The 13,575-nt window shown below is 30.5% G+C and carries 12 protein-coding genes; 6 read left to right on the forward strand and 6 right to left on the reverse strand.

Going from position 1 to position 13,575, the window contains the following annotated elements:
• Window positions 1-243 precede the first annotated feature (243 nt).
• The 5 genes from DFQ09_RS07190 to xerA form a co-directional block, all read right to left on the reverse strand.
• A complete protein-coding gene (locus DFQ09_RS07190; protein ID WP_115808991.1) occupies window positions 244-1,116 on the reverse strand; it encodes a DUF2971 domain-containing protein in 873 nt (290 codons plus the stop codon).
• Window positions 1,117-1,331: 215 nt separating this feature from the next.
• Complete coding sequence (locus tag DFQ09_RS07195; RefSeq protein WP_115808992.1) at window positions 1,332-1,712, reverse strand: hypothetical protein; 381 nt, start codon at window positions 1,710-1,712, stop codon at window positions 1,332-1,334.
• Between the two features lie 65 nt (window positions 1,713-1,777).
• Window positions 1,778-2,341 carry a Crp/Fnr family transcriptional regulator gene (locus DFQ09_RS07200; RefSeq protein WP_115808993.1) on the reverse strand — a complete coding sequence of 188 codons (564 nt, stop codon included), beginning with the start codon at window positions 2,339-2,341 and terminating at the stop codon, window positions 1,778-1,780.
• Window positions 2,342-2,471: 130 nt separating this feature from the next.
• Complete coding sequence (locus DFQ09_RS07205; protein ID WP_115808994.1) at window positions 2,472-2,999, reverse strand: hypothetical protein; 528 nt, start codon at window positions 2,997-2,999, stop codon at window positions 2,472-2,474.
• A 108-nt stretch (window positions 3,000-3,107) separates the two neighbouring features.
• On the reverse strand, window positions 3,108-4,238 hold the full coding sequence (gene xerA / locus DFQ09_RS07210) for a site-specific tyrosine recombinase/integron integrase (RefSeq protein ID WP_115808995.1): 1,131 nt from the start codon (window positions 4,236-4,238) through the stop codon (window positions 3,108-3,110).
• A 93-nt stretch (window positions 4,239-4,331) separates the two neighbouring features.
• On the opposite strand from xerA, the gene DFQ09_RS07215 reads away from it, so the two are divergent.
• The 4 genes from DFQ09_RS07215 (at window position 4,332) to DFQ09_RS18760 (ending at window position 7,133) form a co-directional block, all read left to right on the forward strand.
• The gene (locus DFQ09_RS07215) at window positions 4,332-4,715 is read left to right on the forward strand and encodes a hypothetical protein (protein ID WP_115808996.1); all 384 of its coding nucleotides are present in this window, start codon (window positions 4,332-4,334) and stop codon (window positions 4,713-4,715) included.
• Between the two features lie 937 nt (window positions 4,716-5,652).
• Window positions 5,653-6,006 carry a single-stranded DNA-binding protein gene (locus DFQ09_RS07225; RefSeq protein WP_115808997.1) on the forward strand — a complete coding sequence of 118 codons (354 nt, stop codon included), beginning with the start codon at window positions 5,653-5,655 and terminating at the stop codon, window positions 6,004-6,006.
• 79 nt (window positions 6,007-6,085) lie between these two features.
• Window positions 6,086-6,466: a DUF6876 family protein gene (locus DFQ09_RS07230; protein WP_115808998.1), complete on the forward strand. Its 381-nt coding sequence runs from the start codon at window positions 6,086-6,088 to the stop codon at window positions 6,464-6,466.
• A gap of 454 nt (window positions 6,467-6,920) precedes the next feature.
• Window positions 6,921-7,133 carry a BfmA/BtgA family mobilization protein gene (locus DFQ09_RS18760; protein ID WP_147298334.1) on the forward strand — a complete coding sequence of 71 codons (213 nt, stop codon included), beginning with the start codon at window positions 6,921-6,923 and terminating at the stop codon, window positions 7,131-7,133.
• Window positions 7,134-7,729: 596 nt separating this feature from the next.
• Here the strand turns inward: DFQ09_RS18760 and DFQ09_RS07235 are convergent.
• On the reverse strand, window positions 7,730-8,995 hold the full coding sequence (locus tag DFQ09_RS07235; RefSeq protein ID WP_115808999.1) for a site-specific integrase: 1,266 nt from the start codon (window positions 8,993-8,995) through the stop codon (window positions 7,730-7,732).
• A 464-nt stretch (window positions 8,996-9,459) separates the two neighbouring features.
• On the opposite strand from DFQ09_RS07235, the gene DFQ09_RS07240 reads away from it, so the two are divergent.
• Entirely contained in the window at window positions 9,460-10,728 is a 1,269-nt protein-coding gene (locus DFQ09_RS07240; protein ID WP_115809000.1) for a phage integrase SAM-like domain-containing protein, read from the forward strand.
• 118 nt (window positions 10,729-10,846) lie between these two features.
• Window positions 10,847-13,573, forward strand: a complete 2,727-nt coding sequence (locus DFQ09_RS07245; protein WP_115809001.1) for a class I SAM-dependent DNA methyltransferase — start codon at window positions 10,847-10,849, stop codon at window positions 13,571-13,573.
• The last annotated feature ends 2 nt before the right edge of the window (window positions 13,574-13,575 follow it).

Consider the following 13,575-nt stretch of genomic DNA (forward strand, 5'->3'; position numbering starts at 1 on the left):
ATAGCTTTTTTTTCGCCAGTGTTCATTTTGTGTTTTCATAAGTGACTATAATTAATGGTTTAATTTTTAGTCAACCTATTTCAGGAAAGTTCATTTTTCAAATGGCTTACAACGGTTTTGTGTATGGCTCGTTGCGGGAAATCCGCGAGGATTTTCCGCCGTAAACCAAAGATAGCAAAATTGCAATGAATTCCGATTAGGAATTCAGCCGCAATGAGCTATACACATTGTTGTGCGTAGTTTTTATATTTTATATCTATCTAATTTAAATTCAAATTCAGATTTATAACATTGATAGATTTCAATTCCTTTATTTCGAGCAATATTAATAATTTCTGTTTTATCCTTTTCAGGCGTTTTAAGTCCTATAATAACTTCTTTAATATGTTTATCGTCAAGTGTTATAATTCTATCTTTAATTGATGGAATTTTGTCATTATAAATATTTATAGCTCTTATTTCTTTTTCGTATTCCCAATCTATACTTTTATGAAAAAATTTAATTTCATCCGATTTTTTATTTTTATTTATTGGATTCAATTCGGGATATTCTGAGGAATAATTTACTCGTAGAATTTTCCCAAACAATTGAGAGTATCTTAAAGCTTTTTCGTCAAAACCTATAGAAATTCCTTTATGATTTTCTGCGTAATGAGACCACATCAAAATTGAATTCCATTTTTCACTAAAACAAGTTATTCCTAAATGGTCATCATATATTTTACTTCCAATGACTTCTGCTCTGACTTGATATTTTAAGGTATTTTCAATTCTATTTTCAAGAGTAGTTTTTGCTTTTTCAATGGGAATGCCTTTTTCTATTAGAAAATCTTTGTTCTTTTCTAATGAGTTTTTTACATACTCTTCTTTTTTTTTATCTGTGTTTAAGAACTTTAAATGGTTTTCAAAAATTCTAGTGTCAAATGGGTCATTTAATCCGCTAGGTGAAGACATAAACAAAGCATTTTTAATTAAAAGGTCTTTATGATGATTGTCAGACCAATTTCTAAATTTGTATATGATTTCAGGATGATTATTTGGGTTAGGCTCAAACATTCGGGTTAATGGATTTTCTAGGAATATTTCTCCCAGTTGTTTTAATTTATTTTTATCCATTATTAAGTTCTATTTCGAGGTTTTGGGCAAATTACGCACAACGTTTAGTATAAGAAACGTAGGGCAGGTGATACGCACTTTCGTTTCGGTTTATTACTTAGCTAAATATAAATATTTTGCTTTTATCTTATCCACTATAAATGCCAAATTTTATATTTAGCGGACTTAGTAAAAAAACACAGAACTTTGGATTTAACACAAATGCCCTATGTTTTTTATACATTGTTGGCGGTAGTTTTTTTCAATGCAATCATTTGATTTATTCCCATATACAAAACTATTAAGGCAATAATTCCAATTATAAGATTTCCTATTTGGGTAATTTGAAAAGGATTGATGATTATTAATAGTAAACTACCTATTACCCAAGCATAATCTTGAATAATAATCCATAAAACAGCAAGTCTCCTTTGTTTTCTTATTTCATACCATATTGTTATAGCAAAGTAGATTAGTATTAATCCAACAATCCAAAAAACAGTATTGTTAATAGTTCCAAATAAATTAGCTATTTGGTGATTCAATAAAATCATTATAATACCAGATATGCTTGAGAATAAAGCATTTACTTTTAAAGCTTTTTGTAATTTGTTCATTGTGATAGAATTTTGTTCCTGCAAATTTCTATAAATGAAATTATTTCTCTCTTGACAAATGATAGTTAATTCATTTTTCTCAATCTGCTTAATGATTCAGGTGTAATACCTAGCATTGAAGCTATATATTGTAGAGGAACATTTTTAAAAAGTTCAGGTTCTTCTTTAAGTAAACTATTATAACGTTGTTTAGCTGTTGTATGTAGTTGAGAGAACATATTTTTTTCTAACAAAGTAAAAGAATTCGCCAATAATATATTGTCAAATTCTAACCACTTAGGTTCTGTTTTATTAAGTCTAAAATGATTTTTTCGATTGATGATATAAAGTTTACAATCGGTGATTGCTTGTATATTCCAATTGTTTTTTGTCTCAAAAATAAAACTTGAAAGAGAGGTTATAAATCTCCCATCACTACCAATCCATAATGTTATTTCCTTTCCGTCTACTATATCATACATTCTCATATGTCCAGATTCAATAAATGCCATTTTCCGACAAATTTTTCCTGACTTTATTAAGAATTCTCCTTTATTTATTTCTAATGGTTCAAAAACTGAAAGAATATTATCCATTGATTTTTTCTCAATAGATACTTGACTTAAAATACAGTTTTTTAGTTTTTCCATTTTTTTTAATTACCGCCAACGGTCTCGTATAACCGTCAGTTACGGGTTAATATGCGTTATTTTTCGGTTTGGTACAGACGTTAGCAATTCCGAGTGGATTCGGACGTAGTCGAATCCGCCGTAATTGCGGTTATACATTGTTGTAAGCAGTTTTTTCATTTCCTACAATATATTGTTCTTTCAAGTCAGCTGGATATTTTAATGACTTTAGATAATTCCAGTCAACTTTGTTACGAATATTTTTAAAGTCAGATTTACTTATTTTTTTATAATTCAACTCGAAAAATGTTTCTATAAAATCCAACATCATTTCGCAAAATCCAATAAATTCTCCGTTCGGATTGTCTCTTATTTTCGAAATAAAAAATTGTATCGAATAACCTTTAATTTGCTCTTTTGAAAAAGTATTTGGCGGAAGAATAACTAATCCTTTTTCGATTCCGTCAAATGTTTTTATATGTTCAGGGATATTTTTATAATCAGTCGAGTCAAAGAATATTCCGAAATTATAAGTCCATTTGCTATTCAGAATTATTTTGAATTCAGAAAGTATGTTGTCAATCACAAAATCCTCAAAATATTCTAACGTCTTATAGTGAATCGGAAGAGCTTTAACTTCTGTTTCGTCAAATAATTCTATGTTAAATCTTTTGTTCATTCGGATTTTCTCAAATTGCTTACAACAATAGTATATAGAACATATGTTCTATATACACCCAAATATAAGATATATAAAACATATGTTATATATATCCTTTATATATTCTTAAATATCTAAAGGGTTCTTTATTTTCTTAAAAGTAGTCGTGGCAACATGGGTGTAAATCTCCGTTGTTTTGGTAGAGCTGTGACCTAATAAAACTTGGATTTGTCTTAGATCAACGCCATCTTCTAAAAGGTGAGTTGCAAAACTATGTCTTAACATATGTGGTGTTACAGTAATTTGTATTCCAGCTTTTATTGCTGCATTTTTTACTATTTGGCCAACACTTTGCGCAGAATATTGTTTTCCATATACACCTTCAAAAATATAAGTTTCTGGTTTCCATTGTTTATAGTAGTCTCGTAAATCTTTTAATAATGTATTAGAAAGTAACGTGTAACGATCCTTTTTACCTTTAGCGGCTTCAATGAGTATTAGCATTCGCTTACTATCAATTTCTGTAATTTTTAAATTGATTAATTCGTTTCTTCTAATCCCAGAGGAATACAAAAGACTTACAATACATTTATGTTTTAAATTATTTGTATTTGTAATGATTTTTAAAACATCCTCCTTTGATAGAACTTTTGGCAATTTTTTTGCCTTTCTAGGCCTTTCTATTTGATAAAAACGATTTGGCATACCCAGTACAGATTCGTAATAAAATTTGATACTGTTGATAGCTATATTTATATAAGAATCAGATTTGTTTTCTTGAATTAATTTGAGAATATAGTTCCTAACATCATTTTCATTGATCTGTATCAATTCTTTGGCTTTGTGATCGTTTATGAAGGTTTCAAAAGCAAGAATATAAGATTTTACAGTATTATTAGCATATTTTTTTAATTGTAGCTTATCTAAGTAGGTGGTAGGGCAGTGTCGATAATTATCGGGTAGAGATCGTTGTCTAAACCAAGTGATATCCATGGGCTCAATATTATCATTTATTGGTTTTTTATCAAAAAAATAATTACAATTCACCCAAGCAACCCCACTGAAAATATTGAATATTTTATTCAGGTTTTTATTTGTGTTTAAAATGTAAGCCATATTAAATTCATTGCTCCATCTTACGTCAGGCAATTCTTTAACAAGTGCCTGAATAATTTTATCTGTATTGAATTGTAAGCCGATATATCTTTTATCTTTTATTAAAAGATGCTTTAAAGTAATGCTCCTTCCTTTTTCCATAAAGTATTATTTAATACAATATATTGGATGTAAATGATTTAATCGTATCTTATTCGAATAGGATACGTATAACATACACTTAATATAAGGAACATGAGATTTTATAAAACTTGTATATATTGTAAGAACGAGTTAAAGGGAAGAACCGATAAGAAATTTTGCGACCCACAGTGTAAAAGTGCCTATCAATATCAACAAGCAAAAGAAAAACCGGAACGTTTTTATAATATAGTCGACAATCAGCTAAAACTTAACAGAAAAATATTGAAGGAATATAATAAAGGCGGTAAAGTAATAGTTCGGTCAAGCATGCTTACTCAAGAAGGATTTAATCCAAATTTTTTCACACATTATTGGAAAAACACAAAAGGTGATGTTTATCTTTTTGTGTATGAATATGGATTTTTAAAAAGAGTAGAGCATGGTGTTCATAAATATGTACTAATAAAATGGCAGGATTATATGGTTCAGAAATAGAAAGTCCTCATTGAATATTATGACTTTATGTAAAATGTTAGAACAGTACAATCAAGTTCTATAGAATATAATTCTAATAGAATATAATTATAGTGGTAGACTCATTTTTGTGGAATGATTCTTATTACGCTAGTTATAGAGGATCTTCAATAATGGCAACAGATAGGGGATATGTTTTAGAGTATTTAGGTTTAGTCCTGATGCTACAGTAAAAATGTTGAATGATTAAAAGTCATAATTAATCTTACTTAGAATAAACGATTTTTTGCATCTTTATTTTGATAATTTACATTAAACGCGCAGGGATAAAAATTCATCGTATTCCATTCAGCACATTTCTCTAAATTCCGCAAAAAGCTTCATTCCGATAAAAGAGCTTCATTAAAAAAGGTCTTGAACCTAATCCCCACTTTTGACGCTTCATTCCGTTAACCCTTTCCGCTCTGCAGGAAAGGAACACTCTATTCTCACGTAAAAAGCGTGAATCAAGTTCGCTAAATAGGATAAAACTGTATTTGTCATTGTGTTCCACTTCCTATGATTTTATATTTCACAAAGACTTTAGAATCACTTCCGTAATCCAACACCGTCATCCCTTTTTTTGACAGCAAAATAACAACATTCAGCTTTGAACGACAGCATAATCAGGCTCACTTCGACTGCGCTAAACGCAGGCTACCCTCGCACTTTTTATATGTCTAAACAAAGCTGAATATTGGAGCGCACTAAGCAACAAAAAGAAGGTAACAGCGTCGGCTCTATGGGAAGTAAATCTAAAATGAATCTTATGAAATCTTACAAAATAAATAAAAAGGAAGCGGAACAAAAGTTAAAAAAACAAAAAAAAGAAAACGCTCTGGATATAATAAGTAAATCAATAACAAAGCCTTTCTGAATCGTTCAGATTGGTAAATATTAATCTTTAAATTTTTTAATTATGAGTACTCTAAAAAACAAAGTACAGTTAATTGGTAACGTAGGAAACGTGCCAGAAATTACAAACCTTGAAAATGGTAAGAAAGTTGCAAAATTTTCAATCGCAACCAATGAATCTTACAAAGATTCTAAAGGCGAAAAAGTGACAGACACCCAATGGCACGCTATTGTAGCATGGGGAAAGATTGCCGAAATCGTAGAGAAATACGTAGGCAAAGGAAAAGAGGTCGCACTAGAGGGGAAATTGACCTCACGCTCTTATGAAACCGCAGTCGGCGAAAAAAGATACGTTACCGAAGTGGTCGTAGATGAAATCTTGCTCTTAGGAATTAAAGGCGATAACGCTACTGAATAATTGAAAATTAAAAGAGAGCGTTCCTATCCAAAAGATGCGTTCTCTTTTTTAGTGTTAATCTTACTAAATAGTAATTACAATGAAGACACAAGTTAACAAAATAAAAGCCGATTTACAACATTTTTGCGGTACCGAAATGGTCTTTAAAATTCCATTAATTGGGACGCGTTTTACTGACGGATTAAAATATTTAGCTAATGAAGCGGAATGTTTTTGGCTTATAACAGATGCATCCGTAATTGCAAAAAGTTTATCGAATAGAAGTGAATTTATTACCATTGATTTTAAACGACTTTCTGAAAAGGAACAGTTGGAAAAGCAATGCGAAGCCATCATAAATTATAGTGATGGAAATGGTACTATTTTTGAAACGCATCGCTATAATGTAACTGATTTTCCTTTGGATGAACTGCGCTTGTTTTTCGTAGATAATACACTGATGCTTCCGAGCGAATATTAACAATTGCATTAGCTCAAAAGGCGGTCTGAAAAGGCAGTCTTTTTTGTTCCGATATTTTATATTCTGCAACAAAAAGAGCGGTTTACTAAAGATACTTTTAAACTTCAAAGAGAACACTCATAAAAAATCAAATTTCAATTCGTATTACGGTAAAAGCCATTACATTTTTGGATGTAATGGTATTTTTTTGTCCAGCGCGCTGGACGAAAAGGAATAGCAAGAGGGTAACACGCTAGCGCGATGTTTCAATTTTTAGTTTTTCCAAAACATGAGTAAAATCAATAGTTTACAGCGATTGATTGTTTTGATTTTTGAAGTTTTAGCATCGTTTTTCACGGACAAAAGCTGTTATCCCAATAAAAACAACAAATTTTTCAAGGAAATATGGATAAAGGATATGAAAAAGAACGGTTTGATAGCCTAAGTATTAAAACTTCAGTGGCTCAAAAATTTAATGAATTTTGTAAAAAAAATGTCGCGCTCAAAATCAATGACACTTTTAATGATGCTCGACTTTTTTGAAACTAATGGGATATCTCCAAACGAAACTTTAGGACCGAATATGAAAACTTTGGAAAGTCAAATCAAGAAACGAATCAATGCGGTAATCGCCATCATAAAAGACATTGAAAAACACCATGATAAATCGGTGTTAGCATTGATATAAATGATTTTCTAGAAAGTATAGCTATAGAAAAAAATTAATACTTGCCAAAAAGCGCTGAGGGTTTAGAGGTAAAATATATAAAACATTAATAAACTGAGATTTCAAATAAAAAAGTGAATCTCAGTTTAAAAAAGATATTGAGGACTTAAATAACGATGAGCAAATATCAAATTAAAACAATTCGTATCAATTACAATTAACGATTAAAAATCAATTCTAATTCGGTATTTTAAAGTGTTTTTAGCGTGTTTAAGATGTCGGATTGCTATCTTTGTGAAGTTTGTCTAAACCGTCAGCTAAACGATTCTTAGAGGTCTTAATTTTAGTTCAAATTATATTTCTTTAATTTAATACTAATTTTCAAAAAAAATTAAAGACTAAAATATTTTTCAAAAAAACGAGAAATTTTAAAATTTTGGTAGCTTAGTTTATTAATGTTTTATATGTTTTATAATGTTTATATTAAGTACTAATGCTTGTTCACAACTTGTTTAATGCTTGTTCAGTAGTTGTTTAATGCTTGTACCGAAATTGAGTATGTTTCGACTTTTCTTTAAAATCAACTAATTCATATCAAATTATATGAAGATCTAAATTTAATTATTTAAAGCTTCTTTTTTGTCATTTTGTTGTGCTTTTAATTTCTCTTCAAGTACCTTCATATCATCGCTGACTTTGCGATCTACTATTTTAGCATAATGCTGAGTGGTTCTTAAAGACTTGTGACCGAGCATTTTGCTAACGGTTTCGATTGGTACACCATTTGTTAAGGTAACAGTCGTCGCAAAAGTGTGTCGTGCCAAATGTGTAGTTAACGTTTTTGTAATACCACAGAACATAGCGATCTCTTTTAAATAAGCATTAGACTTCTGGTTACTAAAAACTGGAATTAAACGCTCACTCTTTAATACTTTTGGATCATAAGCATATTTTGGATCATAAGCATAACGATTTAAGATGTCTTTCGCTATTGGTAACAGTGGAATACTACTTCGTGTATTCGTTTTTGTCCGTTTGATGTTTATCCATTGCTTTCCATCAATACCAATTGTGATATCGGATTTAGATAGTTTCTGAACATCAGAATAGGAGAGACCTGTATAACAAGAAAATACAAACATGTCTCTTACAATTCTCAATCTATCGAAGTGTAAATCCTTGTTATATAACGTTTCTATTTCTTCAGTTGTAAGATATTCGCGCTCTACAGCTTCAAACTTGACTTTATAATTGTAAAAAGGATCTACATCCATCCATTGATTGGCTAACGCAATTCGAATAATTTTCTTGAAATTATTGATATATTTTAATGAAGAATTGTGATTGCATTTTCGAACTGTTTTCAGAAAGAATTCAAATTTGGTTAAGAATCGATAATCGATATCCTTCAATTTGTAATCTTCCAACCCATATTCTTCTTCGATGAATTGCTTCATATGATCGTAACAGGTCCAGTAACGCTTTGCGGTGCTGACAGAAATAGATTTGCCAGCTAGCGCATCAGTTTTTATATTATGGATTTTGAAAATTTTTAAAATATGGTGTGTCTTTTTATTTTGACCTGTCAATTCTTTAATCATCATCGATGGATTTATCACATCTTGTTGATCTAATAATTTTTGATGTACTTTTCTTAAATTATAGATGATGTTGTCAATATGTGTATTGATTTCAGTTGACATACGGTCTGTTCCGATAGCTTTACCTCTTTTTGTATTCCACTTCTTAGGCGAAATAGTGCGACTAATACTCATTTCAGAGCGCTTTCCACTAATAGTGATTCTTAAATAAATGGCTGAATTTTCTAGCGATTTAGATCTGCTTTTTCTGATGAAAAACATTAGGTGATAACTCTTACTCATAACGGTGGGATTAAAGTTCCACCTTAAAGTACGTGTTTAAACTGAATTGAGCAAATTTTAAACAACTCACAAAATATTGTAAATCAAATAATTATCGTGTATTCGGTGTGCTCTAATTAGGTCTCGAAGTGCACACCGAATTGCACACCCTTTATATGAATTTGTGTGCAATTAAATGATATCAAATAAAATAAAAAACCCTGTAAATCAAATGATTACAGGGTTTTTGATGGGTTTTGATACCCGATAAGTGGAGTCGGAGAGAGCGCAAATAGTCAAATAACTAAATTAATGCATGGTGCTATTTGTCGTTTGTTTTGTTGTTGTTTCAATGTTAATTGGGTTTTTATGGGTTTTTGTGTTTTGATCTAGGTTGAATGTGTTTGTATTGAATTGAAATTTATCGTACAATTGTCGTACATTTTAATCCTTTAAAATATATTTGTAAAAACAATTTTTAAGTTATGGCTACAGTAAATTTTTTATACCGTTCTAAAAAAGCAAAAGCTCCATTAAATCTAAGATTACTTTTTCGGTATCAAAACAAAGATTACGTATTAGGTGGTAAGTCAAAATTAGTTGTTTCAAATTATTATTGGACTAAGATTCATAAATCTAACCCTAGAGATATTAAATTAAAGAATGAGCAAACTGAAGTTCTAAAAGAATTAAATAATATCGAATCCTTCCTCGTAAATGCATATAATGGGCATCATGATAAATCGATTTTAGATAAAAATTGGATTAAACAACAGCTTAATTTTTATTACAATATAAATGATAAAGAAAATGCGATACCTAAAGACTTGGTCTCTTTTATAGATTATTTTATAGAAGAAAGGAAGCATGAGGTGAAACCTGCATCAATTAAAAAATTCAAAGTGATTAAGAACAAAATGATTCGATTTGAGAATTATTTAGGAAAAACCATTTTGTTAAACAAGATTAATAATGATTTTAAAATCGAATTTGCGGAGTATTATAGAAGTGAAAATTATTCTGTTAATACAGCTCAACGAGAACTAGTATTTATAAAAACCTTTTGTAAATATGCAAAGCGTAAAGGTTTAGAGGTGAATCCTGAAACAGAATATTTGAAATTACCGAAAGAAGAAGTTCCAAAAGTTTATTTAAACTTTCAAGAGTTACGGCAAATTGAAGATGCTAAACTTGAACATGATTATCTTATTAATGCTCGGGATTGGTTAATTATTAGCTGTTATACAGGTCAACGAGTTTCTGATTTTATGCGTTTTAATAAAAGTATGATACGTGAAGAAAGTAGTAAATTGTTGTTAGAGTTTAAGCAAGTTAAAACAGGTAAACTCATGACTATTCCATTGCTTCCTAAAGTTATAGAGATACTAGAGAAAAGAAAGGGTGATTTTCCTAGGCGAATTTCTGATCAGAAATACAACGATTATATTAAAATTGTGGGTAGAGAAGCAAAGCTGTTTGATATTATTAATGGTAAAATGCAAATCAATATTGCAGATGATGATAATGAAAAGAGTAAAATGCGCAACGTATATGGGAGTTATGAGAAATATAAATTGATTTCTAGCCACATTGGTCGTCGTTCTTTTGCTAGTAACTATTATGGAAAAATTCCAACTACATTCTTAATATACATTACAGGTCATAGCACTGAAAATATGTTTTTAAATTATATTGGTAAGAGTAATAAGGATATGGCGTTAGAAATGGCTAATATGTTTGATAAGATTGGGTAGCTAATTTGTATAATATAACATAAAACAGTAGGGAGAAGTAAATGCAGAAATCCTCATTAAATACCGATATATATTTATATTTTTATAGGTTAATAAAAGAGTTAGAGTAACACAATAGATGAACGCAGTAGAAATAGAAGAATCAGTATCAGAACTTGCACTAAAACCATTTGAGGCAGAAGAGTTTTCTTTTTCTTTTTTAGAAGCTTTTGGTAATAAAAGTACTACTCTAAAGAAATTACGAAGTGGCTCTTCTAATAAAACAGATGTTGAAGGTGCTATTTTACAGCGTAATAATATTCATATTGCAACTTGTGAAGAAGGAGAGGTTTCTGAAACTTTAGAGGTACTTCGCAAAAGTCCTTCTACCAAAAAGAATAAAGTAGAATATATTTTAGCAACAGATGGTTTAGATTTTCAGGCTGAAAATATATTTAGTGGTGAAACAGTAGCTTGTGAGTATAAAGACTTTCATAACTATTTTGGTTTTTTCCTTTCCCTAGCAAATATTACAACAGTAAAACAAATACGTGAAAGCGCATTTGATATAAAGGCGACTAGTCGTTTAAATAAACTTTATGTTGAGTTATTACAACATAATCCAGATTGGGCAAGTGCTGAACGTCGTCACGATATGAATCACTTTTTAGCACGCTTAATCTTTTGTTTTTTTGCTGAGGACACAGATATTTTTAGAGAAGATGATCTTTTTACAGATACAGTTCAAAAAATGAGTGATTCAAATGCATCTAATACTCACGACGTTATTAGTGAGATTTTTAGAGCAATGGATACGAAGCTTGAAAATCGTGATGAACAAAATATAAAAGTTTGGGGTAAAAAATTTCCTTATGTAAACGGTGAGCTTTTTTCGGGCTCTACCGAAGTGCCTAAGTTCACTAAAATAGCACGTTCATATTTATTACACGTAGGTAGTTTAGATTGGAAGCAAATTAACCCAGATATATTTGGGTCGATGATACAAGCTGTTGCAGACGAGGATGAACGTGGTTCATTAGGAATGCATTACACATCTGTTCCAAATATATTAAAGGTCTTGAACCCATTGTTTTTAGATGATTTACGAGAGCAATTAGAAAAAGCAGAAGAGAATAGTCGAAAATTACTCAATCTACGTAACCGTATGGCGCGTATACGTGTTTTTGATCCTGCTTGCGGTTCTGGTAATTTTTTAGTGATTGCATATAAAGAAATGCGTAAAATTGAAAATGATATTAACATAAAACGTGGCGAAATAAATAGAGCTAGTGAAATGCCTTTAACTAACTTTCGAGGTATTGAGTTAAAAGATTTCTCAGCAGAAGTTGCACGTTTGGCTTTAATTATTGCAGAATATCAATGTGATGTTTTATATAGGGGGCAAAGCCTTGCACTTGCAGAGTTTTTACCACTAGATGCTCAAAATTGGATAACAAAGGGAAATGCTTTAAGAATTGATTGGTTTTCTGTGTGTCCACCAACTGGAACGGGAGTTAAATTGCAAGGAGATGATTTGTTTTCTACACCGCTAGACCAAGCGGAAATAGATTTTGAGAATGAAGGTGGTGAGACATATATTTGCGGAAATCCGCCTTTTTCTGGTGCAAGAAAACAAACTGATGAACAAAAAAGTGATTTAGAATTAGTATTTAAAAATTATATTAAAAACTATAAAAGAATTGATTACGTTGGTGCTTGGTTTTTCAAAGCAGCATTGTATAGTGTTAAAACAGAATCAAAATTTGCATTAGTAGCGACAAATAGCATATGTCAAGGGCAACAAGTACCACTTACTTGGGCAGCTATTTTTAAATTAGGTTTTAAAATCAGATTTGCATATACTTCTTTTAATTGGTCTAACCTTGCAAGTAACAAAGCTGGTGTTACGGTTGTTATAGTTGGTGTGGATAATTATAATTCTGGTTCAAGAGCCATTTATGAAATAGATAATAAAAAAGAAGTAGACTTTATCAATCCGTATTTACTTCCGAATAGTGTTGAAATTATTCCAGCTTCAAATAAACCAATATTTATAGATGTTGATATGTCTCTTGGTGTTTACTACTCAAAATCTGCCGGCTTAATATTGACAAAAGATGAGAAGAACCAATTAATTAAAGATGGAGTTCCTTTGAAGTTTATAAAACGATTTTTAGGGTCTAGCGAATTTATAAAAGGATTAGAAAGGTATTGTTTATGGATTTCTGATAATGAGCTAGAGGAGGCTATTTCCCATTCATCAATTTTAAATCGTATTAATTCAGTAAAAAAGGATCGTCTAGAGACAAAAGATAAAGCTGTAAATAAACTAGCTTTAAAACCGCATCAATTTCGAGAGTATAGAGGAACAGAAAAATTTAAAATTTTTGTACCAATAATCAGTTCAGAGAATAGAGAATATTTTCCTGCGGGTATTGCAGATGAAAGTATTATTCCGACGAATAAAGCTTTTTATATGCCTAATGCCCCATTATGGGCATTGTCGATAGTTATATCTAAATCACATCTTATTTGGATTGGATCAATTTGTGGAAGGATGAGAAATGATTATTCATATTCTAGTACTTTAGGTTGGAATACCTTTCCTATACCAATTTTAACACAAAAAAATAAAGAAGATTTAACCGCTTGTGCCGAAGAAATACTAATAGCAAGAGAACGACATTTTCCAGCAACTATTGCTGATTTGTACGACCCAGACAAAATGCCAGAGGATTTACGATTAGCACACGAGCGTAATGATGAAGTATTAGAACGCATATATATTGGTCGTAAATTTAAAAATGATACAGAGCGTTTAGAAAAATTGTTTCAACTCTATACCAAAATGACTTCTAAAAAATAAAA

Source organism: Winogradskyella pacifica (genome assembly GCF_003386275.1).
Classification (GTDB): domain Bacteria; phylum Bacteroidota; class Bacteroidia; order Flavobacteriales; family Flavobacteriaceae; genus Winogradskyella; species Winogradskyella pacifica.

Coding starts and splice junctions, on each gene's coding strand:
- DFQ09_RS07205 (WP_115808994.1), bottom strand. CDS start 2,999: ATGAACAAAAGATTTAACATAGAATTATTTGACGAAACAGAAGTTAAA.
- DFQ09_RS07200 (WP_115808993.1), bottom strand. CDS start 2,341: ATGGAAAAACTAAAAAACTGTATTTTAAGTCAAGTATCTATTGAGAAA.
- xerA (WP_115808995.1), bottom strand. CDS start 4,238: ATGGAAAAAGGAAGGAGCATTACTTTAAAGCATCTTTTAATAAAAGAT.
- DFQ09_RS07235 (WP_115808999.1), bottom strand. CDS start 8,995: ATGAGTAAGAGTTATCACCTAATGTTTTTCATCAGAAAAAGCAGATCT.
- DFQ09_RS07225 (WP_115808997.1), top strand. CDS start 5,653: ATGAGTACTCTAAAAAACAAAGTACAGTTAATTGGTAACGTAGGAAAC.
- DFQ09_RS07215 (WP_115808996.1), top strand. CDS start 4,332: ATGAGATTTTATAAAACTTGTATATATTGTAAGAACGAGTTAAAGGGA.
- DFQ09_RS07230 (WP_115808998.1), top strand. CDS start 6,086: ATGAAGACACAAGTTAACAAAATAAAAGCCGATTTACAACATTTTTGC.
- DFQ09_RS07245 (WP_115809001.1), top strand. CDS start 10,847: ATGAACGCAGTAGAAATAGAAGAATCAGTATCAGAACTTGCACTAAAA.
- DFQ09_RS07195 (WP_115808992.1), bottom strand. CDS start 1,712: ATGAACAAATTACAAAAAGCTTTAAAAGTAAATGCTTTATTCTCAAGC.
- DFQ09_RS07240 (WP_115809000.1), top strand. CDS start 9,460: ATGGCTACAGTAAATTTTTTATACCGTTCTAAAAAAGCAAAAGCTCCA.
- DFQ09_RS18760 (WP_147298334.1), top strand. CDS start 6,921: ATGAATTTTGTAAAAAAAATGTCGCGCTCAAAATCAATGACACTTTTA.
- DFQ09_RS07190 (WP_115808991.1), bottom strand. CDS start 1,116: ATGGATAAAAATAAATTAAAACAACTGGGAGAAATATTCCTAGAAAAT.